Origin of the sequence: Mycobacterium sp. Aquia_216 (genome assembly GCF_026723865.1) — a bacterium.
Lineage (GTDB): Bacteria > Actinomycetota > Actinomycetes > Mycobacteriales > Mycobacteriaceae > Mycobacterium.
In genome coordinates this window covers 397248-423943 of record NZ_CP113529.1, presented here as the reverse complement: position 1 = coordinate 423943, position 26696 = coordinate 397248, and the positions used below count along the sequence as shown (strand labels likewise).

23 protein-coding genes are annotated in these 26696 nt (G+C 61.5%); 10 read left to right on the top strand and 13 right to left on the bottom strand.

Features of this window, described 5'->3' with window-relative positions; genetic code table 11:
- Positions 1–166: 166 nt before the first annotated feature.
- Together OK015_RS02000 and OK015_RS01995 are read right to left on the bottom strand one after the other, a co-directional pair.
- Positions 167–1354, bottom strand: a complete 1188-nt coding sequence (locus OK015_RS02000; protein WP_326498538.1) for an acyl-CoA dehydrogenase family protein — start codon at positions 1352–1354, stop codon at positions 167–169.
- A gap of 323 nt (positions 1355–1677) precedes the next feature.
- Positions 1678–2289: a TetR/AcrR family transcriptional regulator gene (locus tag OK015_RS01995; protein ID WP_268128862.1), complete on the bottom strand. Its 612-nt coding sequence runs from the start codon at positions 2287–2289 to the stop codon at positions 1678–1680.
- A gap of 657 nt (positions 2290–2946) precedes the next feature.
- On the opposite strand from OK015_RS01995, the gene OK015_RS01990 reads away from it, so the two are divergent.
- A complete protein-coding gene (locus OK015_RS01990; RefSeq protein ID WP_268128860.1) occupies positions 2947–4467 on the top strand; it encodes an AMP-binding protein in 1521 nt (506 codons plus the stop codon).
- 91 nt (positions 4468–4558) lie between these two features.
- Here OK015_RS01990 and OK015_RS01985 read toward each other — a convergent pair whose 3' ends face one another.
- On the bottom strand, positions 4559–5020 hold the full coding sequence (locus OK015_RS01985) for a MarR family winged helix-turn-helix transcriptional regulator (protein WP_268128859.1): 462 nt from the start codon (positions 5018–5020) through the stop codon (positions 4559–4561).
- Positions 5021–5604: 584 nt separating this feature from the next.
- Here OK015_RS01985 and OK015_RS01980 point away from each other — a divergent pair.
- Entirely contained in the window at positions 5605–6729 is a 1125-nt protein-coding gene (locus tag OK015_RS01980; protein WP_268128857.1) for an acyl-CoA dehydrogenase family protein, read from the top strand.
- Between the two features lie 99 nt (positions 6730–6828).
- Here OK015_RS01980 and OK015_RS01975 read toward each other — a convergent pair whose 3' ends face one another.
- Entirely contained in the window at positions 6829–7596 is a 768-nt protein-coding gene (locus tag OK015_RS01975; RefSeq protein WP_268128855.1) for an enoyl-CoA hydratase, read from the bottom strand.
- A 309-nt stretch (positions 7597–7905) separates the two neighbouring features.
- The gene (locus OK015_RS01970; protein ID WP_268128853.1) at positions 7906–9522 is read right to left on the bottom strand and encodes an AMP-binding protein; all 1617 of its coding nucleotides are present in this window, start codon (positions 9520–9522) and stop codon (positions 7906–7908) included.
- A 200-nt stretch (positions 9523–9722) separates the two neighbouring features.
- On the opposite strand from OK015_RS01970, the gene OK015_RS01965 reads away from it, so the two are divergent.
- The gene (locus OK015_RS01965; protein ID WP_268128852.1) at positions 9723–10790 is read left to right on the top strand and encodes a hypothetical protein; all 1068 of its coding nucleotides are present in this window, start codon (positions 9723–9725) and stop codon (positions 10788–10790) included.
- A gap of 110 nt (positions 10791–10900) precedes the next feature.
- Positions 10901–12448: a PEP-utilizing enzyme gene (locus tag OK015_RS01960; RefSeq protein ID WP_268128850.1), complete on the top strand. Its 1548-nt coding sequence runs from the start codon at positions 10901–10903 to the stop codon at positions 12446–12448.
- 461 nt (positions 12449–12909) lie between these two features.
- Here OK015_RS01960 and OK015_RS01955 read toward each other — a convergent pair whose 3' ends face one another.
- Positions 12910–13638: an alpha/beta hydrolase gene (locus OK015_RS01955; protein WP_268128848.1), complete on the bottom strand. Its 729-nt coding sequence runs from the start codon at positions 13636–13638 to the stop codon at positions 12910–12912.
- A 183-nt stretch (positions 13639–13821) separates the two neighbouring features.
- On the opposite strand from OK015_RS01955, the gene OK015_RS01950 reads away from it, so the two are divergent.
- On the top strand, positions 13822–14454 hold the full coding sequence (locus OK015_RS01950; protein ID WP_268128846.1) for a TetR/AcrR family transcriptional regulator: 633 nt from the start codon (positions 13822–13824) through the stop codon (positions 14452–14454).
- A gap of 252 nt (positions 14455–14706) precedes the next feature.
- On the opposite strand, the gene OK015_RS01945 is transcribed toward OK015_RS01950, so the two are convergent.
- Entirely contained in the window at positions 14707–15306 is a 600-nt protein-coding gene (locus tag OK015_RS01945) for a TetR/AcrR family transcriptional regulator (RefSeq protein ID WP_268128845.1), read from the bottom strand.
- Positions 15307–15400: 94 nt separating this feature from the next.
- Here OK015_RS01945 and OK015_RS01940 point away from each other — a divergent pair, with 94 nt between their 5' ends.
- From OK015_RS01940 to OK015_RS01920, 5 genes are all read left to right on the top strand, one after another.
- Positions 15401–16660 (top strand): alpha/beta hydrolase family protein, encoded by a 1260-nt coding sequence (locus OK015_RS01940; protein WP_268128843.1) that lies wholly within the window; start codon positions 15401–15403, stop codon positions 16658–16660.
- Complete coding sequence (locus OK015_RS01935) at positions 16660–17187, top strand: PPOX class F420-dependent oxidoreductase (RefSeq protein WP_268128841.1); 528 nt, start codon at positions 16660–16662, stop codon at positions 17185–17187. The genes OK015_RS01940 and OK015_RS01935 overlap by 1 nt, the downstream gene beginning before the upstream one ends.
- Positions 17184–18374 carry an FAD binding domain-containing protein gene (locus tag OK015_RS01930; protein WP_268128840.1) on the top strand — a complete coding sequence of 397 codons (1191 nt, stop codon included), beginning with the start codon at positions 17184–17186 and terminating at the stop codon, positions 18372–18374. The genes OK015_RS01935 and OK015_RS01930 overlap by 4 nt, the downstream gene beginning before the upstream one ends.
- A gap of 25 nt (positions 18375–18399) precedes the next feature.
- On the top strand, positions 18400–18843 hold the full coding sequence (locus OK015_RS01925; RefSeq protein ID WP_268128838.1) for a hypothetical protein: 444 nt from the start codon (positions 18400–18402) through the stop codon (positions 18841–18843).
- 113 nt (positions 18844–18956) lie between these two features.
- Positions 18957–20000: an MDR family NADP-dependent oxidoreductase gene (locus OK015_RS01920; RefSeq protein WP_268128837.1), complete on the top strand. Its 1044-nt coding sequence runs from the start codon at positions 18957–18959 to the stop codon at positions 19998–20000.
- 635 nt (positions 20001–20635) lie between these two features.
- Here the strand turns inward: OK015_RS01920 and OK015_RS01915 are convergent.
- The 6 genes from OK015_RS01915 to OK015_RS01890 form a co-directional block, all read right to left on the bottom strand.
- A complete protein-coding gene (locus OK015_RS01915; RefSeq protein ID WP_268128836.1) occupies positions 20636–21097 on the bottom strand; it encodes a nitroreductase/quinone reductase family protein in 462 nt (153 codons plus the stop codon).
- Between the two features lie 299 nt (positions 21098–21396).
- Complete coding sequence (locus OK015_RS01910) at positions 21397–22308, bottom strand: SDR family NAD(P)-dependent oxidoreductase (protein ID WP_268128834.1); 912 nt, start codon at positions 22306–22308, stop codon at positions 21397–21399.
- Between the two features lie 216 nt (positions 22309–22524).
- The gene (locus OK015_RS01905; RefSeq protein WP_268128832.1) at positions 22525–24015 is read right to left on the bottom strand and encodes a dihydrolipoyl dehydrogenase family protein; all 1491 of its coding nucleotides are present in this window, start codon (positions 24013–24015) and stop codon (positions 22525–22527) included.
- A 243-nt stretch (positions 24016–24258) separates the two neighbouring features.
- The gene (gene gcvH / locus OK015_RS01900; protein ID WP_268128830.1) at positions 24259–24654 is read right to left on the bottom strand and encodes a glycine cleavage system protein GcvH; all 396 of its coding nucleotides are present in this window, start codon (positions 24652–24654) and stop codon (positions 24259–24261) included.
- A gap of 211 nt (positions 24655–24865) precedes the next feature.
- Positions 24866–25450: a redoxin domain-containing protein gene (locus tag OK015_RS01895; protein WP_268128829.1), complete on the bottom strand. Its 585-nt coding sequence runs from the start codon at positions 25448–25450 to the stop codon at positions 24866–24868.
- Positions 25451–25522: 72 nt separating this feature from the next.
- A complete protein-coding gene (locus tag OK015_RS01890) occupies positions 25523–26647 on the bottom strand; it encodes an NADH:flavin oxidoreductase (protein WP_442791189.1) in 1125 nt (374 codons plus the stop codon).
- Positions 26648–26696 lie beyond the last annotated feature (49 nt).

Genomic DNA, 26696 nt, shown 5'->3' with positions numbered 1-26696 from the left:
GATGGCGATCCAGTGGGATCTAAAAGGGTTGTTAAACACCACAATCTCACGCACCTTGGTCTTCTTGGTCATACGTATTGACTCGATTTTCGTCCGATCGGTCGGTCAAGCTCGTGGCTAGACCGATCGCTCGATTAGCGCATGGCGCAGCGGCGGGAACCGTCGATCACCCGCCGCGCACAATCAAATCTCGCGCAATCGTGCGCACCTGAATCTCATCGGTGCCCCCGTAGATCTGGAGGACCTTTGCATCGCGACATAGTTGCTCGACGTGATTCTCCGCCATGTACCCGTTGCCGCCGAAGACCTGCACAGCCTCGAGACTGACTTCCATCGCCGCCTGAGCCGCGTACAGCTTCACCGCCGACGCTTCAGCAAGGGAGGGCTTGACGCCGGCGTCGGCCATGGACATGTACTGCAGCAGCAGGTTCTCGACGTTCAACCGAGCCACTTCCATCTTGGCCAGTTTCAACTGAATCAGCTGATAATCGCCGATCGGGTGACCAAATTGAACGCGCGTGCGCGCGTAATCTACCGAGAGCTCTTGGCACCGTTCGATGATTCCCAGCGCGGTCGCCGCAATACTCGCACGCTCCATCGCGAACGTGGCATTTGCGCCGGAGCTGCCCTTGTCCTTCTTCTCCGTCTTCTTTCCGCTGTCCGCCGGTCCCGCCAGTAGCCGATCCTCTGCGACGAAAACGTCCTCGAGCTGCAACTCGCCCGTGGGCGACGAGTGTTGACCCATCTTGCGCAGCGGTTTGCTCTGCGACAAGCCCGACATACCGCGGTCGAGAACGAAAGTCACAATCTGGCGTCTGCGTTGGTCGGCGTCTGTGCCGTCGTCAAGCTTGCAGATAAAGACCAGCGTGTCTGCGTAAGGCCCATTGCTGATGAACGTCTTACTACCGTTCAACAGCCATCCGCCCGCGATAGGCCGCGCGGTGGAACGCATTGCGCCATACGCGTCGGAGCCCGATTCCGGCTCGGTAATAGCCCAAGCACCAATCTTTTTGAGCGTCAGCAGATCTGGCACCCACCGTCGCTTCTGTTCGGGCGATCCAGCACGCAATATGGCTCCGGCGGTGAGGTCGATGCTGGTTCCCAGTGCCACCGCCAAGCCCGGACTACACCGCGCGAACTCGACGAGTGGAATCAGCTTCTCGGCCGCGTGTCGCGGGGGCCGCGGACCACCCGACATGGATGCCTCGAAACGTTCGAGCGCCGATTCGCCGACCCCGAATTCCTTGTAGAACTGCCGAAGGACGTCGTAGGGCGGGAGTCCCTCGAACTCCAGGGCCTCCCGTTGGGGCGCCACTACCGTCTCAACGAACCGGCGAACCGCTTGCCGGTACATAACCTGTTCTTCGCTCCAACGGAGCATCGCAGCCCTCCTTGTATTTTCGGCCGCGCCGTCCCCACTTGGTCGATCGCGTCCAGGAATGCCGTAGCGTAATAGTATGCGGGAAGATCATATGGCACCATACCATATGGGGTAGCACCAGTGATTGCTTCGCGATCGATTTCGATGCCCCACGTGTCACGCCCGGTCGACCACACGTTGTAGGTCCGGCCCGCCGGTGGCGCCTGCTCCGAAAAGCATTGCCACTCATGTCTGTTAGCTTCTGGTGGACCCGACCGTTACGTGCGGGAAAGCTGACCGGCTGATTCGGCAGTCTCCTAGCGCTGCGGAAGAATGCCCTCGTACAGATAGCTGATAATCATGTCGGTGACCAGTTCGGCGGACGCTTCGCTCTCCGCGAGATGCCAGCGGTGCAGCGAGGAGATCATCCCCATCAACTGGACCGCGAGGAGTTGGTCGTTCACCCGACGAAAAGCATTGGTGCGCACACCGCGTTTGATGATTGCGCGGAGGCCATCGGTAAACTCGGACTCCTTGGCTCGGACGATTTGAGCCTGTTCCTCGGTGAGCGCTGTCTCCAGCCAGGGGTGTTCCTGGAAGTAGACCGCAATGACGTCCGGAATCGCGCCGACCGTGCGCATAATCGCCTTCAGGTACGCGACGAGTTCTTCCTCCGGGGTCAGGTCTTTGGGTACATCCGCAATGTTTGCGTCGAGCCGTTCGTACGCTTCCTGATAGATGGCGTAGAGCATGTCGGACTTGGAGGGAAAGTAGTAGTAGAGCGTGCCCTTATTGAGGCCGACATGCTCGCCAATGTCGCTCATCGCCGATCCGTGGTAACCGCGCCGTCGGAACAAACGCGCGATCTCCAGCATCAGTGATGCCCGCCGCTTGGCGTTTGCTCGCTCCTCATTCGCCGCAGCTGGCACGCACCCATCTCCCATCACGGTCGCCGCGCTAGACGCGTGTTAGCAAGCACCCTCGGCATGGTGCGGTGTTTGACCGGCCACTCGAGCACATCTCCGCACTTTCTCAAAGCATTGTACGAGATAGAGCCTCCCTTATGTGGCCTCCGAGAGTGATCATCCTGACGTCCGACTGACTCCGACGAACCGCTCGTCCGGCCGGGGAGGGGCTGCCGGCCGGACGGAGGTCCAAGGCGCGGCCCGAAATGTAACGACAGCTAATATCAACCAATGGTATGGGGCCCGCTACGTATCCCAGGCCGCGCTGGCGTCCTGCCTCGCGGGTTTCTCATCTTAGCTGCTCATTGGCAGTATATTCGGCATGGCAAAGGATCGGACTTGACGGAAGGCAGGGGCAAGTCTCTAGAATTCACTGGCGTCAATTCATTCGATCGGTTGACCCAGCGTGGGCAGACCAAGCGCGTGCAGAACAATTAAGCCCAGGCACCGTCTCCTCAGCGTGAGCAGGAGCTCATCACCGACCGATCCCAGCCGACCGGTTTGTGAGGGTTACCCGTGACACTGCGAGACGAGTGGAGAGCCTGGCGCACGGTGCCATCGCGCCTCGAGTTTTGGGCGGAGAAGGACCCGGATCGGCCTTTCTTGCAGTGCGGGCAGGAGGTGGGTGACTCGACCTGGCTTAGCTACGGGGATGTCCACCTGAAGTCCGCCGCCCTGGCCGGGGCCTTGGCCGAGCTGGGCATCGCGAAGAACGACCGGGTAGCCATCGTGCTGCCCAATCGAACTGAGTACTTGCTCGCGTTCTTTGCGCTCGGCCAGCTGGGAGCGATCCACATCCCCGTCAACCCGTACCTCAAGGGCGACTTCTTGTTCCATCAACTCTCCGATTCGGGCGCCAAGGCCCTGATCGGTGACGCCCCCGCGCTGGACCACGTCAACGGGATGCTCGACCGCTTGCCCGGCCTGGGCATCCTCATATCGGTCGACGAGGGCTCTGCGTCGACCGGTTCGATGTTGTCCTTCCGGGATCTTCTCTCGGGAGAACGTCGCGCACCAGCAGTACCGATCAGCCAATCCGACCTTCTCGCAGTGATGTACACCTCGGGAACAACTGGAATGCCGAAGGGATGTTGCCTCAGTCACGGGTACTACACCGCCATGCTGTGGCCCTGGTATCAAAATGGTTGGCTGCGAGAGGGCGATCGCACTCTGACTGCGATGCCGCTCTTCCATATCGGAGGGCAGGGCATCGCCCTGATGCCGGTGCTGATGGCAGGCAATTCGATCGCCTACCTCGAGCACTTTAGTGCTAGCGGCTTCGTCCAGGCTGCACGAAAGACCAACGCTTCGGTGGTGTTTGGAGTCGGACCGATGGGCATGGCGGTCTTGGCAACGCCTGAGTCCGAAGCCGACCACAACCATTCGCTGCGGTTGGGAGTGTTCGTTCCGATGCCGCCGGACGCCCAGCGACAGCTGTCGACTCGCTTTGGAATCGAGGTCATCAGCGAAACCTACGGCCAAACCGAATGCCAACCCATAACTAGCTCACCGATTTCTCGCCCGGCCTCCAAGCTCGCCAGCATGGGCAAACCGGTCAGTGCCCTCGACGTCGAACTTCACGACGAGGACGGTAGTCGAGTACCCATGGGCAGCGTCGGAGAGATCGTCATCCGCCCGCGCGAGCGCGACGTGATGTTTCAGGGCTACTGGAACAACCCCAAGGCGACCGTAGAGGCATCCCGGGACTTGTGGCATCACACCGGCGACCTTGCACGGGCCGATGAGGACGGATACCTGTATTTCGTCGACCGCAAAAAGGACGCTATGCGTCGCAGAGGAGAAAACATCTCCTCTGCCGAGGTCGAGGCGGCGCTACTGCGCCATCCAAAGATCGCCGCTATCGCCGTGCATGCCGTCCCATCACCATTGGGGGAAGATGACGTCAAGGCGGTTATCGTGTGCGAAGCTGCTGCAACGTTCGAACCCGAAGAGCTCCACGAGTTTTTCCGATCGGCCCTTCCTTACTTCGCCGTTCCACGCTACGTCGATTTCGTCGAAGCACTTCCCGTAACGCCAACGGGCAGAGTCCAAAAGCACGTCCTTCGCGCCAAAGATAACTCGGCCGCATGGGATTTCGAACGCCTAGGCCTCGCTATCGACAAAGTTGACCGGCGGCGATGAGGCCCGCTCGATCAAGAGACGCCCAAATACACATGGCGCCATTCGTAAGTGCGCTAGACCCTGACGGCTGTCGCCCACGACTGGTCAGACGTCACGACTCCAGCATCGCCACAAGATTCGACTGCAGTCGCGTCAAGGTCTGAGCTAGCTGCTGCCGCTCCTCACGGCTGATTCCGCGCCGCAGTTGTTCCCTCAGCCGTCGATCTATCTCGTTGATGGCGTTGACATACTCGTTGCCTTTGTCGGTGAGGTGAATGAGCCACACTCGACGATCGGTGTCATGGGGCCGCCGTTGAATGGCGCCCAAGGTCTCCAAACGATCTACCCGGCTCCCCAGCGCGGCCTTGCCCCCGCCGAGACGTTCGGCGAGTTGTGTCTGAGTCGGGGGCTCACTCTCGGCAAGGTAAGCGAGCAGGCTGGCTTCCGGCAGGGTCAACCCAAGATCTCCAAGCGCGCGGTCATACGCCTTCCGAACCGCACGTGCCGTCGACATGATCGTTCCATCGACCCGTCGCCACGGCGGCGCATCGAGTTCGTGGTCCGATGCCGTCATACCTCGTCACCTCACTTGGTCAATGATTGCTATGCGAGCCGGCACCCGGCGCATCCCACTGGGGGATTGGCTTCCACGCCGTGCCATCCAATGCAAAGCCTCCACATGCCGTGTCCTATGCGCGTCGGCGCCCACCAGCGTCCTCACAGGAAGTGGCGATGCAGGAGCGATGCCGCGCGTACAAGTCCACTTTCGTATTGCTCCAAATCATATGGCACCACACGGCTCCTTGATGCGGACCATCGTCGTCGCCGAAGCCCACACCGCCAATGCTGATATCACACGCGAGGAGCAGTCGCTCGCACGCTCGCCACTGCTTTCAACCGTTAGTTTGACACGGCATATAATATGTCGGACACCCCGGAGAAGGAGGTTCGCATGCATTAGTAAAGAGGATATGAACTGGCCTTTTAATGCAACAAGGGCAATAGCACGGACGAACACTATTCGCGTCGCGACGGACTGTTAGACTCTCACGGGTGAGAATAGCCGACCGATCGACTGAGAACCCTCACGCGCACAGGTCCAACCCTGGGTCACACCAAGGCCGAGGCGGTCAGACAAACCTCCCCGAAGAGGAGGCCATGCTGGTCGCGACGGTCCAGTCCTTCGTCAACCGGGTGGTAAAACCGACGGTGCGTGAGGTCGAGCACGCCAATGCGTACCCGTCGGCGTGGATTGACCAGATGAAGCAGATCGGCATCTTCGGGCTGGCCATCCCCGAGTCCTACGGCGGGTCGCCGGTGTCGACGCCGTGCTATGTCGAGGTCACCCAGGAGCTGTCCCGCGGCTGGATGAGTCTGGCGGGCGCGATGGGCGGACACACCGTGGTCGCCAAGCTGATCTCGCTGTTCGGGACCGAAGAACAGAAGCAGAATTACCTCCCGCGTATGGCGACCGGCGAGGTTCGGGCGACGATGGCGCTGACCGAGCCCGGGGGTGGGTCGGATCTTCAGAACATGAAGACTGTCGCGGTGATCAGCGGTGAGGAGCTGGTCATCAATGGTTCGAAGACATGGATCAGCAACGCCAGACGCTCGGAGCTGATCGCACTGCTGTGCAAGACGGACCCGCACGCCGCACCCCGCCACAAGGGCATATCGGTAGCTTTGGTGGAGCACGGACCGGGCCTCACGGTTTCCCGAGACCTGCCCAAGCTGGGTTACAAAGGTGTGGAATCGTGCGAGCTGAGTTTCGACGACTATCGGGTGCCCGTAACGGCAATCCTGGGTGGAGAACCCGGCAAGGGTTTCGGTCAAATGATGAAAGGCCTTGAGACCGGGCGCATTCAGGTTGCTTCGCGGGCACTAGGGGTAGCCACAGCCGCCTTCGAGGACGCATTAACCTATGCCCAGGAGCGAGAAAGCTTCGGCCTGCCAATCTGGAAACACCAATCCGTAGGAAACTATCTTGCCGACATGGCGACGAAGCTGGCGGCTGCTCGGCAGTTAACCCGTTACGCGGCCGAACGCTACGACAGCGGCCAGCGAGCAGACATGGAGGCCGGCATGGCCAAGCTGTTTGCTTCCGAAGTCGCGATGGAGATCGCGCTCAACGCGGTGCGGATTCACGGCGGCTACGGCTACTCGACTGAGTTCGACGTGGAACGCTATTTCCGCGATGCGCCCCTGATGATTGTCGGGGAGGGAACGAACGAGATTCAGCGCAATGTCATTGCCCAACAACTGATCGCCCGCGGTGGAATCTAGACGATCTTGAAGGAAGAAATGGCGACGACGGCTGAGACGGTGGCATGCGCACCGGGCGCGCGCTGACCTACACCCGAAACTCACACCGAGTTCATCAGCTCATTCACCTTGGAAAGTCGCCGACCTTTTCTCGCGAAATGCACGCACACCTTCGCGAAAGTCCTGACTGTGTTGCAGCTTGGTTTGTCCCGCAGTTTCCCGTTCTATAGCCGCTGCTAGCTGGTCGAGCGTGGCGTCGTTTATCGCTCGTTTGGTTGCGGCGTAGGCCAGCGTAGGTCCACCGGCGAGTTTGCGGCATAGTCGACCGACCTCTTCATCGAACCGGGCACTGTCGACGACGTGGCTGACGAGACCCCATGCTTCCGCCGTCCTCGCGTGAATCTTTTCGGCAAGTAGGGCCATTCTCATTGCCTTTGCGCGGCCAATCGCTGCGGGAATGAGCGCGGTCGCGCCGCCGTCGGGCATCAGCCCAATGTTGGTGAACGCGAGTAAGAAGTACGCTGATTCCGCCACCACCGCCACGTCACACGCGAGCGCGATCGAGGCCCCGACACCAACGGCCGGGCCGTTGACTGCAGCGATGACAGGCTTCGCAAGTGTACGGATCGTTACCACAAGGCGGTTAGCAGCGGCAAGCACTTCGCCGGTTTCTCCCTTACCACCGATGTCGGCGCCGGCGCAGAAGGCACGGCCCGCTCCGGTGATCAGGATTGCCCTGACGCTGGCGTCGGCTGACGCGGCATCCAACGCCTCGTATGCCGCCCGGAGCATCTGTGCACCAGCCGAATTCAGAGATTTCGGTCTGTTCAGCGTTAGTCGCAGGATGGCGTCGTCCTGCGTGACCAAAAGATCAGAAGCAACGTCCATGGGTATCCCCAACCTTTCATCGAGAGAATTAGTCCGTCGCGCCCGGGAGTGACCTGGGCCCAACTGGGCGGGACGGAGCTGTGATTCGGCCGCGTCGAGGGCAACCAGCCCGACTCAAGTGCCGCGACTCTGACGACCCTTCAGCGCTTGCTTAAGCGGCTCAAACGGTCGTACGGTTTAGGGCCGATGTGAGTCTAAGTCGGCGAAGGACAGTGGGTCAACACATCCACGAAGCACGATCCCCCAGCCCCGCGGTCGGGGTCGGATGCATACCTGTCGGTGATCCACACAGGCAGGATTTTCCTCCGTTCAACTCGACGAGGATCGCCGATCCTCCTTGCTGACAGCCAGATTCAACATCTCGAAATCCCACGCCGTTGAGTTGTCCTTCTCACGGAGCTCGAACTTGGTAACTCGCCCAAGCGCGTTGACCGGAAGCTCGTCGATGAATTCCACGTATCGGGGGATCACGAAGTAGGGCAGATTTGCCACGAAAAATTCGTGCAGTTCGTCCGGCGTGAACGACGCCCCCGGCACCGTGACGATCCAGGCCTTCACGTCGTCTTCGCCAAGGACCGACGGCACTCCATGAGTGGCTACGGCCGCAATCTTGTGGTGTTCGACAATAGCCCTCTCCAGTTCCATCGACGAGATGTTCTCGCCACGGCGGCGCATGGAGTCGGAATTTCTGTCAACGAATGTCAACCGTCCGTCCGCACCGAGTCGGGCCCGATCGCCGGTGTGATGCCATAGATTTCGGCTACTCTGCACGGTCGCGGCGGCGTTATCCCAGTAGCCGTCGAAAATAACCATGGGCTCACGAGGACGCACGACAATCTCGCCGACTTCTCCGGTCGGAACCGGTACGTCGTTCTCGTCGACGAGGGCGACGTCCAAATAAGGCACGGGCTTTCCCAGAGACCCCGGAAGTTCGCCTTGCTCCGCCAACGGACTCATGGTGAGCGGATTGCACTCCGTCTGACCATAACCGTCACTGACGACCGTTGTGCCGAAGCGCCTTCCGAACTTCCTGCGATCCGATGGCGCCATGGGCGGAAAGATGGCAGCTCGCAGATCGTTGTCCCGGTCGGCGGGCCCCTCGGGTGTCGCCAGTATCGCCATCCCCATCGCGCCTACACCGAATGCCGTCGTTGCCTGGACCCGTCGGCATTCATCCAGAAAGCCACTCGCGCTGAATGTAGTCGTGACGGTGAGCTCAGCGCCGGCGAGAATTGCGGGCACCAATGCGAAACCCTGACCAGCGGTATGAAACAACGGCATCATCGACAGCATTCGGTCGTCGGTGCGGATCCAGTCGTTCTCGAACCAGCCCCAGGGAAAGTACGAGTAGTAGCCGTGGCTGATGACGCAACCCTTAGCGGGTCCGGTGGTCCCCGAGGTATAGAAGATCGCCGCGGTGTCGCGCGGAGCGATGTGCACCGCAGGGCAGCGCGAATCGGCGTCTCGGATGTCTGCGAACGGAATCGCACCGGTCGCGGCGCGTTCGCCGTCTTTGACGACGGCCACAGTAAATCGCAAGTCCGGCAGAGTATCTCGTCGCTTAGCTACCTCGGCAAGGCCGGACGAGTCGGCTATCAGCACGGAGCTGCCAGAGTCCACCAACTGGTGGCGCAAGAACTCACCTTTGAGATAGATGTTCAGCGGGACTTGAATGGCACCCAACTTCGCCACCGCCAGGATCGACAGGACATATTCCTCGCAGTTCGGCAAGAGGATCGCCACGCGGTCGCTCTTCGCAACACCCTGGGCGTCCAATGCCCCCGCGATGGCGTCCGTGATCTGGTCTACCTGGCCGAACGAAAGCCAATCGCCACCACACCGGAAAAGCCTTCTGTCCGGCGCTGATTGCGCCCAGTAGCGAAGCCGGTCCGACACGACCCGCCACTGTCGGATCTCGTTCAGCATGAACCCGTTAGCTTCTCCTCTAGTCGAGCTCGGTCGTCCGAAAAGACAGTTCGAGCTAGCCCGAACTGATTTCAACCGTACGGTTGAAACTTGTCCGAGTCAACGTGTAATTTTATCGCCAGGATGATTCCCCGAATCGATTTCCGGCCGCGGCGGCGGCCTCAGTTGATGTGTCCCGGACGTCGGACACGGATTAAGAAATGACCGGAGGGCAAACGAAATTGGGGTGCTACGAGGGTATTGACGAATCAACGGCGCAGGACTCCAACGCCACACCCGATCTGACTATCCCGCGCTGGGGTGAGACGCGTTGGCATTGCTGCTGGAGCCCGAAATCCGGTGCCGGCGTGTACATACACACTGGTCGCTTCCGCAAAGACTTGGAGATGTGGTGGGCCCACATTGCCGCGTTTCTACCGGATGGAGTGCTGGCCGTCGATCGTTTCTGGTTCCGCAATCGGTCGGCGGTGGGCGCCAAGTCGGAAGGCCTCGAGCTCAGGATGACCGCGGATGGTTGGCAGTCGACATTCGACGGAGTTGGCGAACTGTCCAGCACAGCCGCCTTGAGCCGCGCATCCCGCGGCTGTGCCGGTCCGTCGGTGCCTCTTGGCTGGGATATCAGGGCGACTGCCGCCGCGCCAATCTGGGACATCAATGCGATCTCAGACCATGGGCGCCAAGCGTCCTCGACCGATCACGTCCGTCAAGTTGCCGCGAATCACATCCAGCAGGCGGCCAGCACCGTCGGCAGCCTATGGGTCGACGGTGAAGAGCTGTCCCTCGAAGGCGTTGGTTTCAAGGACCACTCGAGTGGGTCGCGAAGTTTCTCGGCCTGGGCGGGTCACCGTTTCATGGTCGCGGTCATGCCGGACTGGATTGTTCATGCTTTCGCAGTACTGCACGACAGCCGAACAGCCGCGCAACCGATCGGAGTCGTCATGTCCAACGGAATCGTCAACCCCGTGACGCAATTTGACGTCCCAACGCTCACAGACGCAACGGGCAAACCGACTGAGCACACTCTCGTCGTCAGCGGGCCAGCGGGGCCGGTGAGCGCGCGCGTCGAGGTCGTCCATGCGTTGCCGATCAGCATCACCGAAGACAACGACAACTACAACGGCGTCGATTGGACCACTGCCACCGACCCGATCGTCATGGTCGAGGCGATCATTCGACTTACCGGGCCCGGCGGCATTTGCGGCTACGGTTTCCTCGAGCGAAGCGCACGACAATCGGCGCTTCCGCGTCCGGTCGGCGTGCTGGCGTGAACCCGCGGCAGCCCTCTGAGGCCGCGGCTCGTGCCGGTTGTCGGCATCACGGCCTGACATGCTCGTCCAGCGACGACGTGCTATGGACGCGTGTCAACACTGGCGAGCTGATGCCAGGGGTGATGAAGCCGTTGGCGTGGAGCTACTACGCCTACGGAGTGGAGATCGGGCTGCGGCGGGGTTTTCATCATCTGGGAATGATCGGTGCGGCTCAGTCCGTATTCCCGCTGGCGTCCGACCAACGCATCGTTGCATCATTCCACGGGCGCTTGACCGGTAACGTCAACGTTGCCCGGCAGATATTTAGTGCCCTGCCGGGAGTCACCGGCGACGACGTTGAACGCGACCTACTGGGTTCGGCGCGTGACGGCGTTACAGATCGGCACAGTTGGGGGCGACTTCCGGTCCTGCTTGTGAAACTGCCGCTGGCGATGGCGACGGGCCAGCGTCACGTGAAATCCCACCAGCACAGAATCAGGGCACGATGGCGTGATGCCGTGGACGGCGACCACCTGCGTCGGGGGTCCGACCCCCTTCGGGTGGCAAGCGAGGCAATCGAAGAATTTGTTTCGACACTTCGCCTTCAGATCTGGATGCGTGTGTTTGGCCAGGCGATTTCCGCTCAGCTTGCCAACATTGCACACCGCGTCGACCAGCCGCACGCCCTTGGCGCACTCTTGGCCGGACCGGCACAGACCGAGGAAGCACGAGTCGCTGACGACTTGTTCGGGGTCGCGACCGGCGCACTGACGATCGAGCAATTTCTGGCGGACCACGGCTATCAGGGGCCAAATTCGGGTGATCCATCGGCCCGGGTCTGGCGCGAAGACCGCCGTCCCATCGAACGACTGCTTGACGCATTGGCCGATGCCGAGCCGCCCGCAGAGCGCCGGGCGCGCGCGGTGGCCGAGCGGGAGCGAGCCGTAAGGAGCATCCTTGCTGCCTTGCCCGCACGCGACCGACCCCTGGCAAGCCTGGCGATCCGGCTGGCTCCGTTAGCTGCTCGCGGCATCGAGCTGACGAAGACGGCGATGCTCCAATCGGTTGACATTGGTCGGGCGGCGGCTCGCGACATTGGTGAGCGCATGGTGACGGCCGGCGTTGCCGACGATATTGACGATGTATTCCACCTTTACTGCGATGAGCTGACCGGCGCGACCGAGACCACTACCGTTGACATCGTCGCGGCACGCAAAGAGCTGCATGCGCGGCTGTTAGCCGAAGACTTCCCCGAGACCTGGCAGGGCCTACCAATAGTCAGTGCGACGCTTGAGCGACCGACCCTCGCCAGCGAATCAATCGTGCGAGGAGTCGGTGCAAGTCCCGGCGTGGTGCAGGGTCGCGTGCGCGTCGTGCGAGACGCGGCCGACGACGTGACGATAGCCGACGGCGACATTCTGGTATGCCCGACCACCGACCCAAGCTGGGTATCCTTGATGACGGTGTCTGCGGCTCTGGTCATAGACCTCGGTGCCACCGCATCCCACGGTGCCATCGTCGCCCGCGAACTCGGAGTGCCTTGCGTGATCGGCACTCGATCCGGTACGCGACAGTTGCGCGACGGTGACCTGGTGCGAGTTGACGGCTCCACAGGAATCGTCGAAGTGCTACAACGCCAACTAGCTACGTCGAATACCGATGGCAACCCGGCAAAGTGACGCTGACGGGCGCGATCTCTGTTTAGAGATCCGTGGCCCAGTACCTCTCGATACCATTCGGCTGAGCGCTGAGGAATTTCGGCGGCGGCATCATCGACAGCGGCCGCGGTGACCATCACTGTGAAATGTCATGGTAGCGGTCGTTATTCACGCGGGCGCCTTGTGCTACAGTCTCGAGCCTGCCCAGCGCGTGGCGCCAGGTGTCTGCGCTGTCGGTTTAGCTGTGTTGCAACATGATTGGCGTTCCGTCCCCGGGCACGGTCAACGTCCGGGCGGTTGTAGGTTCTCATCCAACGTGGCGGACGGCGAGGCTTCTAGCTGCTCCTTTGCGGATTCTCAACGAAATGGCGGCCGCATCTTTCTCATCTTCGTGGCAGATCCTAGTAAGCACGCGGTTACGCAGACCTTGAACTCGCCTACGCGGGCGGCGCTGGCCCTTTGACCTCAGGAATGGTGCGCGGTTATTGCGCGGTTTCTCGGGCGGCCTGTTTGATCACGTCGGCCACGACGTCTGGATTCGAGACGGTGACGGCATGCGACGAGTTCACCTCGGTGACGTGTGTCTGGGCGCGGTCGGCTTCGAACTTTTGCTCTTCCAAAGGAAGAGCAAAATCTTGCAGGGTCCTAATTTGCCAGCTGGGCTTACTCGTCCAGGCAGCGGCCGTCACCGTCTCGTTCAGCACTGCCACGTCCATGGGGCGCTGGGTGGCGACCATCAGGGCGGCCTCGCCTGCAGACACATCGGCGGCGACCTGGCTCCGGAACTTGTCGGTCTGGTAAAGGAGATAGGTGCCGCTAGTCCCGTCGGGCAGGGTGTAGTCGACCCCCTCGACGGACGTGAGAAAGGAGCTGCCGGGGAAGCGGCTGAGCAGTTGGCTTGCAGTCTCACCTGCCGCGGGCATGATTGCGGCCGCGTAGACAAGGGCCTTGACTTTGGGGTCCTCCGCGCCGGCTTGGGTAATGACGGCTCCGCCGTAAGAATGGGCCGCCAATATCAACGGGCCCTGGATCCGATCCATCAGGCTACGCAAGTGCGCAGCGTCGACGGCCACGCCGCGCAGAGGGTTGGCGAAGGCGACGACCGGGTAGCCGTCGCGCTGGAGTCGCTGGATCACTTCATTCCAGACTGACCCGTCTTCGAAGGCGCCGTGGACGAGCACAGTTGTGGGCGTGGGTGATTCGCGCGTCACTATGGTTTCCCTCTCAATGGGATAAGCACCTAAAACTTGACACCGGAATGACTAACGACCAGTTGAATCGCGGCACGGCGTCTTACCACGTGCTTCTTTGACGACCCGGCCATCGTGCTGCGACTCGGCAATTATGCTGCGGCAAAACTGGACTGACAATTCCAATCTGGATATCGTGTGGCCGTGGTGTCGAAGGAGGGTCGATCTAGCGCGGGGCTGACGGCTCGGGGCGCGGCGACCAAGGCCCGAATTGTGGCTGGAGCGGCGTCACTCGTCCAGGAGCATGGCGTGGCGGGGACAAGCCTGGACGCCGTAATGGCTGCAACCGGCACCAGTAGGTCGCAGATGTATCACTATTTCGAGAACAAAGACGCGCTCATCGGCGAAGTGATCAAGACCCAGTTCAGCCGAGTCATCGCCGCGCAGGAACCGTTGCTGCGCGAACTCGCCTCCTGGGAGGGGCTGCAGCGATGGTGTAATCACCTTGTGAGGATGGTCCGTGAGACGCAAGGCGTCGGCGGTTGTCCACTCGGCTCACTTGTGAGCGAGCTCGCCGACCGCTCAGAGTCGGCGCGGGAGGAACTCGCGCGGTCATTTGCCCAATGGCAGTCCTACCTGTCCACGGGCTTCACGACCATGCGCGACAACGGCGAACTCGCTGCAGAGGCCGACGTTGACGATCTCGCACTAACCATGATGACCGCGCTGCAAGGCGGACTACTCATGGCCCAGACCACACGCAGCGCCCGTCCGCTCGAACTCGCCCTCAACATGGCCCAAGGCCACATCGACGGATACCGGCGCAGCCGAGCGTGAGAATCACCTCGCTGATCGTTGCTCGCGACGAATCCGGCGAACGCCGAGCGCCGCAGTTCCTAATGGTTGGCCCCGATGCTGGAACCGCTGAGGTTCACTAGTACTCAGTTGTTCTGCCACGCAGAGGCATTGGACGCCTTTATTGACATGAGCAGGACGTGGGCGACGCGCACAGCCTCTACGGGTCTGTGGGCCGGATCCGGAATGAGTTGCCCAACTTGACACTTCGAACCTTGATCGGTGAATCGAGACTTAACCTCTCATGGCGGCGAGGATCTTGGTAGCGAGTCGGTCCAGGTAAGTGCCATCGATGTCGCCCCGGAGCACGATCAGTCGCCAATAAAGAGGACCGGCGAGAAAGTCCAGGCACAATCCGATGTCGGTGTCGGCGGGCAGTTCGCCGCGCTTTATCGCTCGATGGATGAGCTGAGCGGCCTTGATGCGCCGGGGATCTCGTACCCCCTCGAGGAGCGCGGAGGTCAAGTCAGGATTGCGCGACCCCTCAGCGAGAAGATCCGGAATAATTTTGCCGGCCAGCCGCTGTGTCACCGCCTCGCGACCACGGTTCAGGTATTCGCGAACGTCGCCGTGCAGTGTGCCGGTGTCCGGAACGTCGATAGCCCCGACGGCGACCTCCGAGATCAACGCGATGGTCATGTCGAGCTTGGACTTCCAGCGCCGATAGATCGCGGCCTTGCCCACGCCCGCGCGGCGCGCCACCGCGTCGATCGACAGCCGCCCGAAGCCGACGTCGGCTAACTCTTCGAAGAATGCGTTCCTGATGGCCTCGGTCACTTCGAGCTGAAGCGTGGGACCAGCCGGCACCCGGGCGGGAAGCGCGTTCTTCGGCATCGTCCAATCCTAACAAGACGGAACGGTTGCGTATCGCGGACTCCGACGCTAGCGTGGGTTGATACGGATCGGTTCCGTCTCGACACTGGAGTTTATGGTGAAGTTCTTGTTCGACAACGCGTCGTTCTCATTCGAGGCATTGCGCACGGCCGGTTTCGCTAATTACGGCGGAGCAGACCTGGGTGAGGTCGTGGCGACTGCGCAGGCCATTCCTGAAGGCGATGAGACAAGCTGGCATCGTGAGTGGAAGGCGGTCGCTGAGCGCGCCGAAGAACTGGGACGAAAGTCGTTGGCCGACGGTCACCGCGTCAGCGCCCGGGAAGCGTTATTGCGCGCGTCGAATTACTACCGCACCGCCGAGTTCTTCCTGCGCGATGACCCAGGCCGTGACCCGGAGGTGGCCCTGCTGTCCGGGCGGAGCAGCGACGCCTTCGTAACCGCTATGTCCCTGTTCGGGTTTGGCTTTGAGCGCGATGTGTCGATCCCTTATCAGGAGACCAGCCTTCCCGGCTACTTCTTTCTGGTGGATGACTCGGGTCGGCCTCGCCCAACGATCATTTACAACAGCGGCTTTGACTCCACATTAGAAGAGTCGTACTTCGCGATCGCCGCCGCCGCGTTGGCCCGCGGGTACAACGTGTTGGCCTTCGACGGGCCCGGTCAGGGAGCAGCACTGCGGGAACAGGGCCTGGTGTTCCGCCCGGACTGGGAAGCGGTGATCCGTCCGGTCATCGACTACGCCCTCACTCGCCCTGAGATTGCTGAGCACCAGATCACGTTGTTCGGATACAGCCTGGGAGGCTACCTGGTGGCACGCGCGGCGGCCTTCGACTCCCGTGTCGCGGCCCTGATCCTCAATGGCGGCATCTACGATTTTTATGCCGCGATCACCAACGCGATGCCGCCCTTCCTGTGTGAGTGGATCGAGCAGGGCAAAGACGACGTGGCGATGCCGGTGATTCAGCTTCTGATGGCCCTCGACACCCAAATACGCTGGGCCCTGCGCAACGGCATGTGGGCGATGGGCGTGGACTCCGTCCTCGACGTGCCGCGCGCCTTCAAGGACTACACGCTCGCCGGTGTCGCCGACCGAATCACCGCACCCACACTGGTTCTCGATGCCGACAACGACCAGTTCCTCAAAGGCGAACCACACCGGGCCGCACAATCCTTGACCACCGCTGAGACGACCCTGATCACCCTCAACGCGGTCCACGGCGCAGGTGAACACTGCCACATGGGCGCGATGTCGCGGCTGCATCAAGTCGTATTCGATTGGCTAGCCCAGGCCTTGTCATATCACCAGCAAGGGAACGAAACCCACGCGAAGACAGCCGATCTGGAGGTCTCCTGATGAGGATCAGCATCACCGTTCCCGCCGGCGAACGCGGCGCGTTCACCATCGGTCATCGCGAGCAACAAGCGACCCTCGCCGACTTGCCCACCGCCGCGAAAGCTCTGGTTGACGAACCCGTCACCGCCACGCTGGCCTGCCTCAACGCGAATGGCACCATCCACCAAAGTCCGGTCTGGGTCGATACCGACGGCGAGTACCTCCTGCTCAACACTGTGCGTGGCCGACTCAAAGACCGCAACCTACGGGCACGACCGCAAATGTCGCTGATGTTCACCGATCCGGCCGACCCGTATCGCTGGATGTCGATCCAAGGCCAAGTCGCCGGTGTCATTGACGAGGACGACCCCCAGGACGGACACGCGGCCACCGAATCCCTCAACGCGATGAGCGCCCAATACCTCGGGGAAGACACCTACCCGCTGCGCGATACGACCACCGAGGAAGTACGTGCCCTGTTCCGCGTCGAGCCAATCAACGTCGTGCTCTACAACCTCCCGCAGGACAACGAGAGCACCACTCGGTGAACGACTACAACGGTTTACGCGCGGTCGTGGTCGGCGGCTCGATCGGCGGCCTGACTGCCGCCCTGCTGCTACGCGACCTCGGATTCACCGTCGAGATCTACGAGAGATCAGCGCGCCCGCTCAGCGGTCGCGGCAGCGGAATCGTCCTACAACCTGATACGGCGCGCTGGTTCACCGAGCGCAGCAGCCACTCACTGACCGACCTGCGCACCTCGACTCGCTACGTGCAGTACCTCAACCGCGGCCGCGGCGTCGACCATCGAGAAAAACGACACCACGACTACACCGCCTGGGGAACGTTCTACCGAGCGTTGTTGGCCGACTTCGGTTCCCAGCACTACCACCTCGGTAAGCAGGCTTGCGGATTTAGCCAATCGGAACGAGCAGTCACAGTCCGATTCGACAGCGGCGGCAGCGTCACGGCCGACCTTGCGGTCTTCGCCGACGGCATCAGCTCGACGGCACGTCGCCAATTCGATCCTGACGCCGCGGTGCACTACTCCGGCTACGTCGGCTGGCGTGGCACCCACCCCTGGACAGCCCTGTCTGATTCGACCCGAGAAACGCTGGATGATGCGATCACGTTCGACGTTCCGCGCAATTCCCACGTCACCATGTATCCGATACCCGGCGAGGACGGTATCTCACCCAAACACCGGCTAATGAACTACGTCTGGTACCGCAACGTAGACAACGACCACCAACTCGCCGCGCTGCTGTTGGACACACACGGCAGATCGTCTCCGGTGTCGGTGCCCCCCGGGCTGGTCCAGCAACGCCACATCGACGAGCTTAAACACGCTGCAGCAGAGGAACTGTCACCGGGGGTCGCCGAAGTGATTGTCGCCACCAAACATCCTTATCTGCAAGTCGTCTCCGACGTCAGATCAAAGCGCATGGCCCAGGGACGTGTCGCACTGATCGGCGATGCAGCGGCCGCTGCACGCCCGCACGCAGCGGCGGGCACCGCGAAAGCCGCCGCCGACGCCTGGGCCCTGGCCAACGCCCTCGGCGATGCCGGCGGCGACGTGGCCGCCGCCTTGGAGAAGTGGGAACCGGCACAGCTCGACCTCAGCGCCTCCCTCACACGGCGGGCCATCGCCATGGGCCAACGCTTCCAAGTCAGCAACACCGCAACACCCGGCGACCCCAGCCTGCGGTTCGGCCTGTACGGACCAGGCCACTAGATACCTTCCCCATGAAAGAAAAACCATGACTGATAACGACCTGCCCAATTCGCCGTTGGCCGGCGAGCTAGTCGCCGAGCACTTCGACGGCTGGCCAGAGTGGCTCAAGACCGAATTCGACGAGCACGCGCACGACGGGCACGTCGGGTCGCGGCTACTCAGCCAGAACGCGAGAGTCCGGGTGTGGGAGGTCCGACTTGCGCCCGGACAACGCTGGCACGCCCACCGCCACGTGCTCGACTACTTCTGGACAGCCGTTACCGCCGGACGCAGCCGCCAACACACATTCGACGGGGCCACACGCGAGGTCACCTATCTCGCCGGCGAAACCAGGCACTTCCACTTCGGGCCTGGCGACTATCTGCTTCATGACATCGAGAACATCGGCGATTCCCACTTGGTCTTCACCACAGTGGAACATCTAGACAGCGCCAACACGCCGCTGCCCATCGACTCGATACCAGTTTGACAAGAGCAGCGGGGCGTTTCTGCTCGAAGTCGTTCCCCCCGCGCACGACTCTGCAATACACCGCCGCCGGACCAAACCGCTGGAACTCCTACAGCCTCCGGGAAAGGACGTGCATGAACCCGCTGCTCAGCCGACGCGTGGTACTCGCAAAGCGGCCGGAGGGACCAATTCAGCACCACGACTTCAAATTCGTGAGCACAACGATCACTGACGTTCCCGACGATCACGTCGTCTTGAAGGTCATCTACATTCAGATTGCTCCTGCCGCGCGAGCAGTGATGACGAGCACTACCGGGTTCGACCAAACTAACGTCGGTGACGGCATCCTATGCGCGGTCGTCGGTGACGTGGTCGTGACCTGCGCCGGAGGACCCGCACTAGGTTCGTCGGTGATGAGTTACGGTTTCTGGGAGGAGTACTCCGTCGTCCCAATGGCCCAAGCGCTACCGGTCGTCGCTGGCCATCCCCTCATCCACAATCTCGGTGTACTCGGGCTCAATGGCCTCACCGCGTACTACGGAATGATCCGCATCGGCGGGCCGCAACCAGGTGAGACCGTCGTGATCTCGGCAGCCGCTGGCGGTGTAGGTCACTTAGCCGGACAGATCGCTCACCATGCCGGTGCCCGCGTCGTAGGTATTACTGGTTCAGATGATAAGAATCGCAGGCTGGAAAACGAATTCAACTTCACCCACACGGTCAACCACCGCCACCCGAACTTTCACGAAGACCTCCGCGCAGCCTGCGGACCATCCGGTGTAGCCGTGTACTTCGACAACATCGCAGGAGATGTTCTCACTAGTATGTTGCCACTGATGAGACCACACGGTCGCATCGTATGTTGCGGCGCCACAGCACAATACGACCAGAAAGACGATAATCTCGTCCAACCCGGCCCCCGCGGCATCCCCCAGTACCTAATCAACAAGAGCCTTCGACTCGAGGGGTTTCTGACCGCCGACTACGCACACGAGTGGGCGCAGGGTCGCAACCAGCTCAGCGATTGGCTCACCGATGGCACAATCAGAAGCGCCACACAGACTTGGCATGGACTCGAGAGTGCTCCAGATGCCCTTCTGGCCGTACTCGCCGGCGAGAATTTCGGCCAAGCCGTCGTTCAGTTGCCACACTCAGGACCTTCAGGAATTACGCTGTAACCGAACGCATTCGGCATCGCTGCTACAGCCGTCGACACCTGAGGACGGCCAAGTCGCGGCCAAGACGTCACACGACTGGAGTACATTCCTCCGCCGCGCCGTTAGGTCCCGGGCACAAACATGACGTTGCGCAACGCGATGGCGCGAGATATCGACCCATTGGACTGGAAGTTTTGCACCCGCAACCGGACAAGCTTCATCGGCGCAGAACCTGCCCATCACCCCAGCAGCGTGAAACACGCTTGTCCTGCTGCCGTTGACTGCCCGTGACTCAACGACCCAAGCCGGCAGCGTCCCTGGGGCGGCATCGCGAGCCAAACGAGGCGGCCCTGGGCCTTGACAAACACGCGAACCTAGCTTTGCTATTCTCTGTTAAAGGTGTTGCAGGTGATGGTATTTAAACTCCAGCCACTCCGCGGCGGCATCTGTTTGTACTCCAGCGGTTGCCGGATTTCAGGCCCTGCTGCGGGGCCGGCTGGTCGAGTTGCCAGACCGGCGCGGAGGTTCTCGAGGTCGCGTAGCGCCAATCACTGGAACGCGTACGGCTATCGTGTGCCAACGTTCTGAATCGACAAAGCCGGCGCCCTTCTTCGCTGCGGGTGCCACTGCCGCAGCGCTTGTGGCTTCCGACTGATTCAGGCCGGCGCCAAGCGCACGATCGGAATAGGCCGCGTCGTGCGCTGCTGGTAGATGTCGTAACGGTTTGCGTAGTTATCATTTACGATCCGCCACAACCGATCGTAGTCGGACTGTCCGGGAAGTATTGCCTGTGCTATCACAGGGATTCGTTGTCTGCCGACGTTGATGTGTGCCACCGGATTCCTAATTAAATTGTGATACCAGCCAGGTGCGACCGGCGAGCCTGCCCAGGAAGCCACCACTAGAAAGTCCACGCCGTCGCGCGCATAGGTGAGGGCTACAGTGCGAGGAATTCCCGTTTTTGCACCCGATGTGTGCAATAGCAGACTGGGTGGCATGCCGGGCATGTGGTGCCCGAAGTGGCCGCGTGTCTTTTGGTAGAGGAGGTTATGCACCCAGACGATACGTGAAATCACAACTCGCTCAACGAATGTGAGATGGTCGACGCGCTTACTCATGCCTCCTAGTGTCCCATACCGAACCTGCCGAAGACGACCGCCAATGACAAGTCCGTTTTGCTTTACCCGGTTAGAGTTGGGTCGGTTTGACCTGTCGTTCACTATTTGTAATAACTGTGCTGCAGCACAACCCAGTTGGTGGCAAGGCATCCTTAAGCACCCGCGTACCGACCATCGCCGCCGCAGCGCCCATTGGATCAGGAGTTCATCTCGTCGACCGGCTGCCTAGCTTGGGCGGATTCTGACCAAATCCTCGCCAGCACCGGCAATTACGGCGACCGAATTAATGGTTCACGACACTAGCTGATCGGATAGACCACGCCGGTGAGCTGCTCGGAGACCGTCCACAACCGGCGCTGCACGTCCAGGTCGTGCGACTTGTCGCTGGATGCCACGACCTTGGGGTAGCCCTGCTGTTCGCCGAAGCCATCGGGGCCGAAGTACTGGCCGCCCAACACGCCTGGGTCGGTTGCGGCGCGCAGCGTGGGAAGCGCGCCCATGTCGGCTCCCTGGAAGAGCGGTTCGATCAGGGATGACGCACGCGCAATCAGCGGCGGCAGGTTGCGGGTCAGCTCGGTTCGGGAGCCGCCGGGGTGGGCGGCCGCGGCGATCGTCGTCCCATGCGGCGCGAGCCGTCGCTGCAGTTCGTAGGTGAACAGCAGGTTGGCGAGTTTGGACTGACCGTAGGCTCCGACCCGGCTGTAGCTGCGCTCCCACTGCAGGTCGTCGAAGTGAATGTCGGCGCGGATGCGGTGGCCGATGCTGCTGACCGTCACGATCCGGGAACCGGGAACCGGCAGCAGCCGGTCCAGCAGCAGGCCGGTCAACGCGAAGTGGCCCAGGTGGTTGGTGCCGAATTGCAGCTCGAAGCCGTCCTTGGTGGTCGACTTCGGCGTCCACATCACCCCGGCGTTGTTGATCAGCAGGTCGATGCGGTCGTGCGCGGACCGCAGCTGGTCTGCGGCGCCGCGGATGGCCTCCAGCGACGTCAGGTCGAGCTCCTGCAGCGCGACGTCGGCGTGTGGGCTTTGGGCGGTGATGCGTGCGGCCGCGTCCTTGCCCTTGTCGAGGTTGCGTACCGCCAGCACCACATGGGCGCCGCGTTCGGCGAGCGCGGCGGCGGTTTCGTAGCCCAGGCCGGTGTTGGCTCCGGTGATGACGGCGACCCGGCCGGACTGGTCGGGAATGTCCGAGGTGGTCCACTTGTCCATAAATACCTCAGCCTTTCCAAATTGAATGGGGCGATCCCTCCGGGTATGTATAACTACGCGGAACCGGATCACGAATTCGCTTAAGACACAGACAATTTCACTATAACATCGGCGGCAAACGGCTCTGAGGGCGCTCACCACGGCAAGCACTCACCAGCTGAATGATGTCGCGATGCGTAGCCACGCCGCCCATAGAAGACAGTTGTCTCCGAGCTGCTATGTCGTCGCACCAGGACTATCCCGATAAGCCTCGACGAGACGCAACCACACCTCACTGAGGGTGGGAAAGCACGGTACCGCATGCCACAACCGGTCAATCGTTAGCTGTCCGGCAACGGCGATGGTGGCCGAATGCAGTAACTCGGTGACTCCTGGGCCGACCATGGTCACACCGAGGATGTAACCCTGATCTAGGTCGACGAGCATGCGCGCCCACCCGACGTATCCATCGGCGAAGAGGTTAGCTCCCGGCACCGATTGACCCATATCCACGTCAACCGTGGTGAACCGATAACCGCCTTCGTGAGCCTGTGCCACAGTCAGTCCCACTGAGCCGGCTTCAGGATCGGTGAAAAATGCCTGAGGGACAGCGAGATTGTCAGCGGTTGCGACATGCTGACCCCAGGGTGCTGTATCTACCGCTTTGCCGTGGGCCCGGGCACCGAGTCCTGCAGCAGCAATGCGTGCCTGGTACATACCCTGGTGGGTCAACAGCGCTCTGTGGTTGGCATCTCCGAGTGCGTAGAGCCATTCACCGTCGACACCGCGCACGAGGCATGTGTCGTCGACATCGATCCAAACGCTTGGTTGGAGGCCCACGGTCTCCAATCCGATGTCGGCGGTGTTAGGTACTCGACCTGTGGCGCAAAGGATTTCGTCGACTTCGATCTCATCACCGTTGTCGAGCACCACCCGGACAGGACCGGCATCGTGGGACCGGTGCAGTGCGGCGACCGACACTCTGGTGCGGATGTCCACACCGGCCTCGGTGAGTCCCCGCGCGACGTACTCACCGACGAAGGGTTCCATGCGCGGGAGCAGGCTGGCACCGCGCGACAGCAGAGTAACCGCCGACCCCAGGCCCTGCCATGCGGTCGCCATCTCCGTAGCGACCCCACCGGAACCTACGATAGCTAGCCGACGCGGCACCGAACTGCTGTCAGTTGCCCTGCGGTTCGTCCACGGTTTCGCTTCAGCTACACCGGGCACATCGGGCACCATCGCACTGCTGCCGGTGCAGATCATCACGCCGTGTCGAGCGGTGAGCCCGAGCACCGCTCCGTCGAAGGTTGTGACCCCAACTCGGCAAGGTCCGTCGAGTCGACCGTGTCCGCGGAAGAGGTCGACCCCCATACCGGCAACCGCATCAGCCATGGGAGTGTCGTCCCAATTGGTCACATAGCGGTCGCGTCTAGCAAAAACTCCTGACGCTGAGACTGATCCGGTGACTGCCTCGCGTGAGCCCTCGACACGGCGGGCATCGGCCAATGCCAGCACCGGCCGCAACAATGCCTTGCTCGGGATGCACCCCCAGTGTCGGCATTCACCGCCGACAAGTTCACGCTCGATTAAGGCCACAGACAGACCCCCTGCTCGGACTCGGCCAGCTGCATTGATGCCAACCGGGCCCGCGCCTACGACGACGACATCGTAGATGCGATCCCGGTCGGTGGCTTCTGCCGCCTGGGCGGCTGCCGATGCGTTCATTGGTGTTATCTCCTGTGTCCACTGGGTGGGTTCGCTTCATGGTCGTGTGGTGTGGACGCGCCCTCGAAGGTTTACTGGCCATCGGCGGGATGCGCGCGGCGCAAACACCATCGGTAGGGAGTGCTGGGTTGGTGAGCGGGGTACCGGCGCGGAAACGTGCGCTCTTGCCGATGGCGCTGCGCGCCAGTCGATCTGGATGCCGCATGCCCTTCCCCGAGTCCGCTCTGCCGCCCTTGGGACTGTTCAGTCCGCGACGTGTGCGCGATAGGCATCCACATTCCACAGCTCGCCAAGGGCCGCGTCGAGCGTTATGGCGTCGGTCTGCAGCTCGATCAGCCAGCCCGCTCCGTAGGGATCTGAGTTCATAAGGCTTGGATTCGTCTCCAGATTGCCGTTGACAGCACTGACTTTCGCGGTGACGGGGGAGTAGAGATCGGACACGGACTTGGTGGACTCCACCTCGCCGAAGGACTCACCCGTCGTCACATCGGAGCCGACATCGGGCAGCTGGACAAATACGACATCGCCGAGCGCAGACTGCGCATAGTCAGTGATGCCAACCCGTACGGCGTCATTGCCGATGCGTTGCACCCACTCGTGCTCCTCGGTGTAGCTCAGCTCTGCTGGGAATGTGGTCATTACCCTCCTCGGCCCCGGCTGGTAACCCGGGGTTGAATTGATTTGAACGGCCGGGATCATTGCTCTTTGGGTCCACGCGGCTACATCGGATCGGATCGCTTTACAACCTTGGCGCTGCCGATGTGCGCATTCGATAGCGCGATCTAGAGTGCGAGTGATCGCTAAACCCGAGTTTGTGTCGATCCCTAAGTCGTCAGTCGCACAGGATGACTCACCCCCCTGAATTCGCAGACGGGTAATACGGGTAGTGCCTTGACCGATCCCCGGCGTCCCAGGCCTCACGAAGCCCGGGGGCAAAAGGGTCCCAGTCGGGGCGAAGTTCTCGCATCACGTCGCGAAGATCGCGGCGCAGGTCCTCGAACGACGGCCGGCCCCAAAACCAGTAGCCGTTATAGATTCTGTGGATCACCAAGCCGGGCTTCAGGACGAACGTGTGCGGGACCATGGGGTCGTGATGGGGGTCGGTGTACTCCTGGATCTGGAGGTCCTTTTGAATCTTACGTCCGGCGTCGGAAAGGAAAGTCCATTGCGCCCCAACGGATGCGCGGAACTCCGCGGTCTCCACGATGCTGTCTGTTGAAATCGTGACGATTGCCGTGTACGCCACCGCGATTTTGGAGAAGTTGGCTGACAACTCGAGGTGCTGCTGGTGGTCCTTGGGACAGAAGTGCCCGCGCGAGAGTAACAGGACCATCGGGTCAATTCTTTGCAGTTCACTCAGGCGTCGCCGGACTTTATTGTGATCGGTCAGCTCGTAGTCCGGGAACACCGCACCCGGAACAATGTCGTCTCGCACAGACGCGCTCCTTCGATCTATTCGACTAACAGGTGGGCCCAAGCTCGGCGCCATTACCGTTGCAGCGCTGCCTCAATTTCGCAGTTTCCCTGCATGTTTGGGTTCCTCGTGACTGATTTGGTGATCTTGGGGGCCGATTACGCCCGGCGGTCCGGCGACCTCCCAGTCTTTTAGGTTCGCTATGGGACCGAACAGATCAGCGGGCAGGTCAGGTGATAGCGGTTGGCCCGTTCGTACGCGGTGCGGCCAATCCCGAGTGGCCAGAGCGGGCTTGGCCAGGGCGATGACATCGGCAGTGCCGGAGTCGATGATCGTTGCTGCGTCGCGAGGGTCGTCGAGGTGGCCGTTGGCGATGATCGTTAGCCCGCTGTAGTGCTTGGCGAACTCCGCCAGCGACGTTTCAGTGCCCTCGAAAGCCGGTGCCAGGGCATGGTATTCGGTGGTATGGATGTAGTCGATACCGGTGGCGGCCAGCGCAGTGAATATCGTGGCTGCGTCATCCTCGCGGCCCGCCCACCGATAATGGTTGTCTGAAACTTTTCCCTGGGAAATTCGGATACCGACGGCGATGTCCGCGCCTACTGCAGCCGCCACATCACCACAGACTTCGGTGGCCAACCGAATTCGGTTGGCGACGTTCCCCCCGTAGCGGTCGGTGCGGGCGTTCATATAGTCGGTGAGAAATGCGTCTAGCAAGTATCCGTTGGCGCCGTGGATCTCAACACCGTCGAACCCCGCATCCCGTGCTAACCGCGCCGCGTTGACGAACGCGGCGCGGACCTGCCCGATCTGCTCAGCGGTCATCGCTTCGGGCATCTGGAACGGGCCCGACCCGCGGTACATAGCCAGTTGCTCGCCTTTGGGACGTACAGCCGAGGGCCCCCAAGTGGTGGAGGTGTACGAATTGCCTTGCGACTGGCTGCCCGCGTGCATTAGTTGGGCAAAGAACTTCGACCCGGAGGCGTGGACACCCTCGACTACGCGCCTCCACGCCACGGCGTGAGCGGAATTTGCGATGCCAGGCTGGAAGAAATAACCCTGGCTGGTCTGGTCATCGATATAAAGACCTTCGGTGAGCAACAAGGCAAATCCACCGTCGGCGAAAGCGCGGTAGTAGTGCCCAATCCGCTCGGTGGGAAGCCCGTCGGCTGTAGCGCTTACCCGTGTCATCGGCGCCAGGGCGATACGGTTCGTCATCTCAACATTCCCGATGGACGTCGAGCCGAAAAGAGAGTCGTGCCGCGTA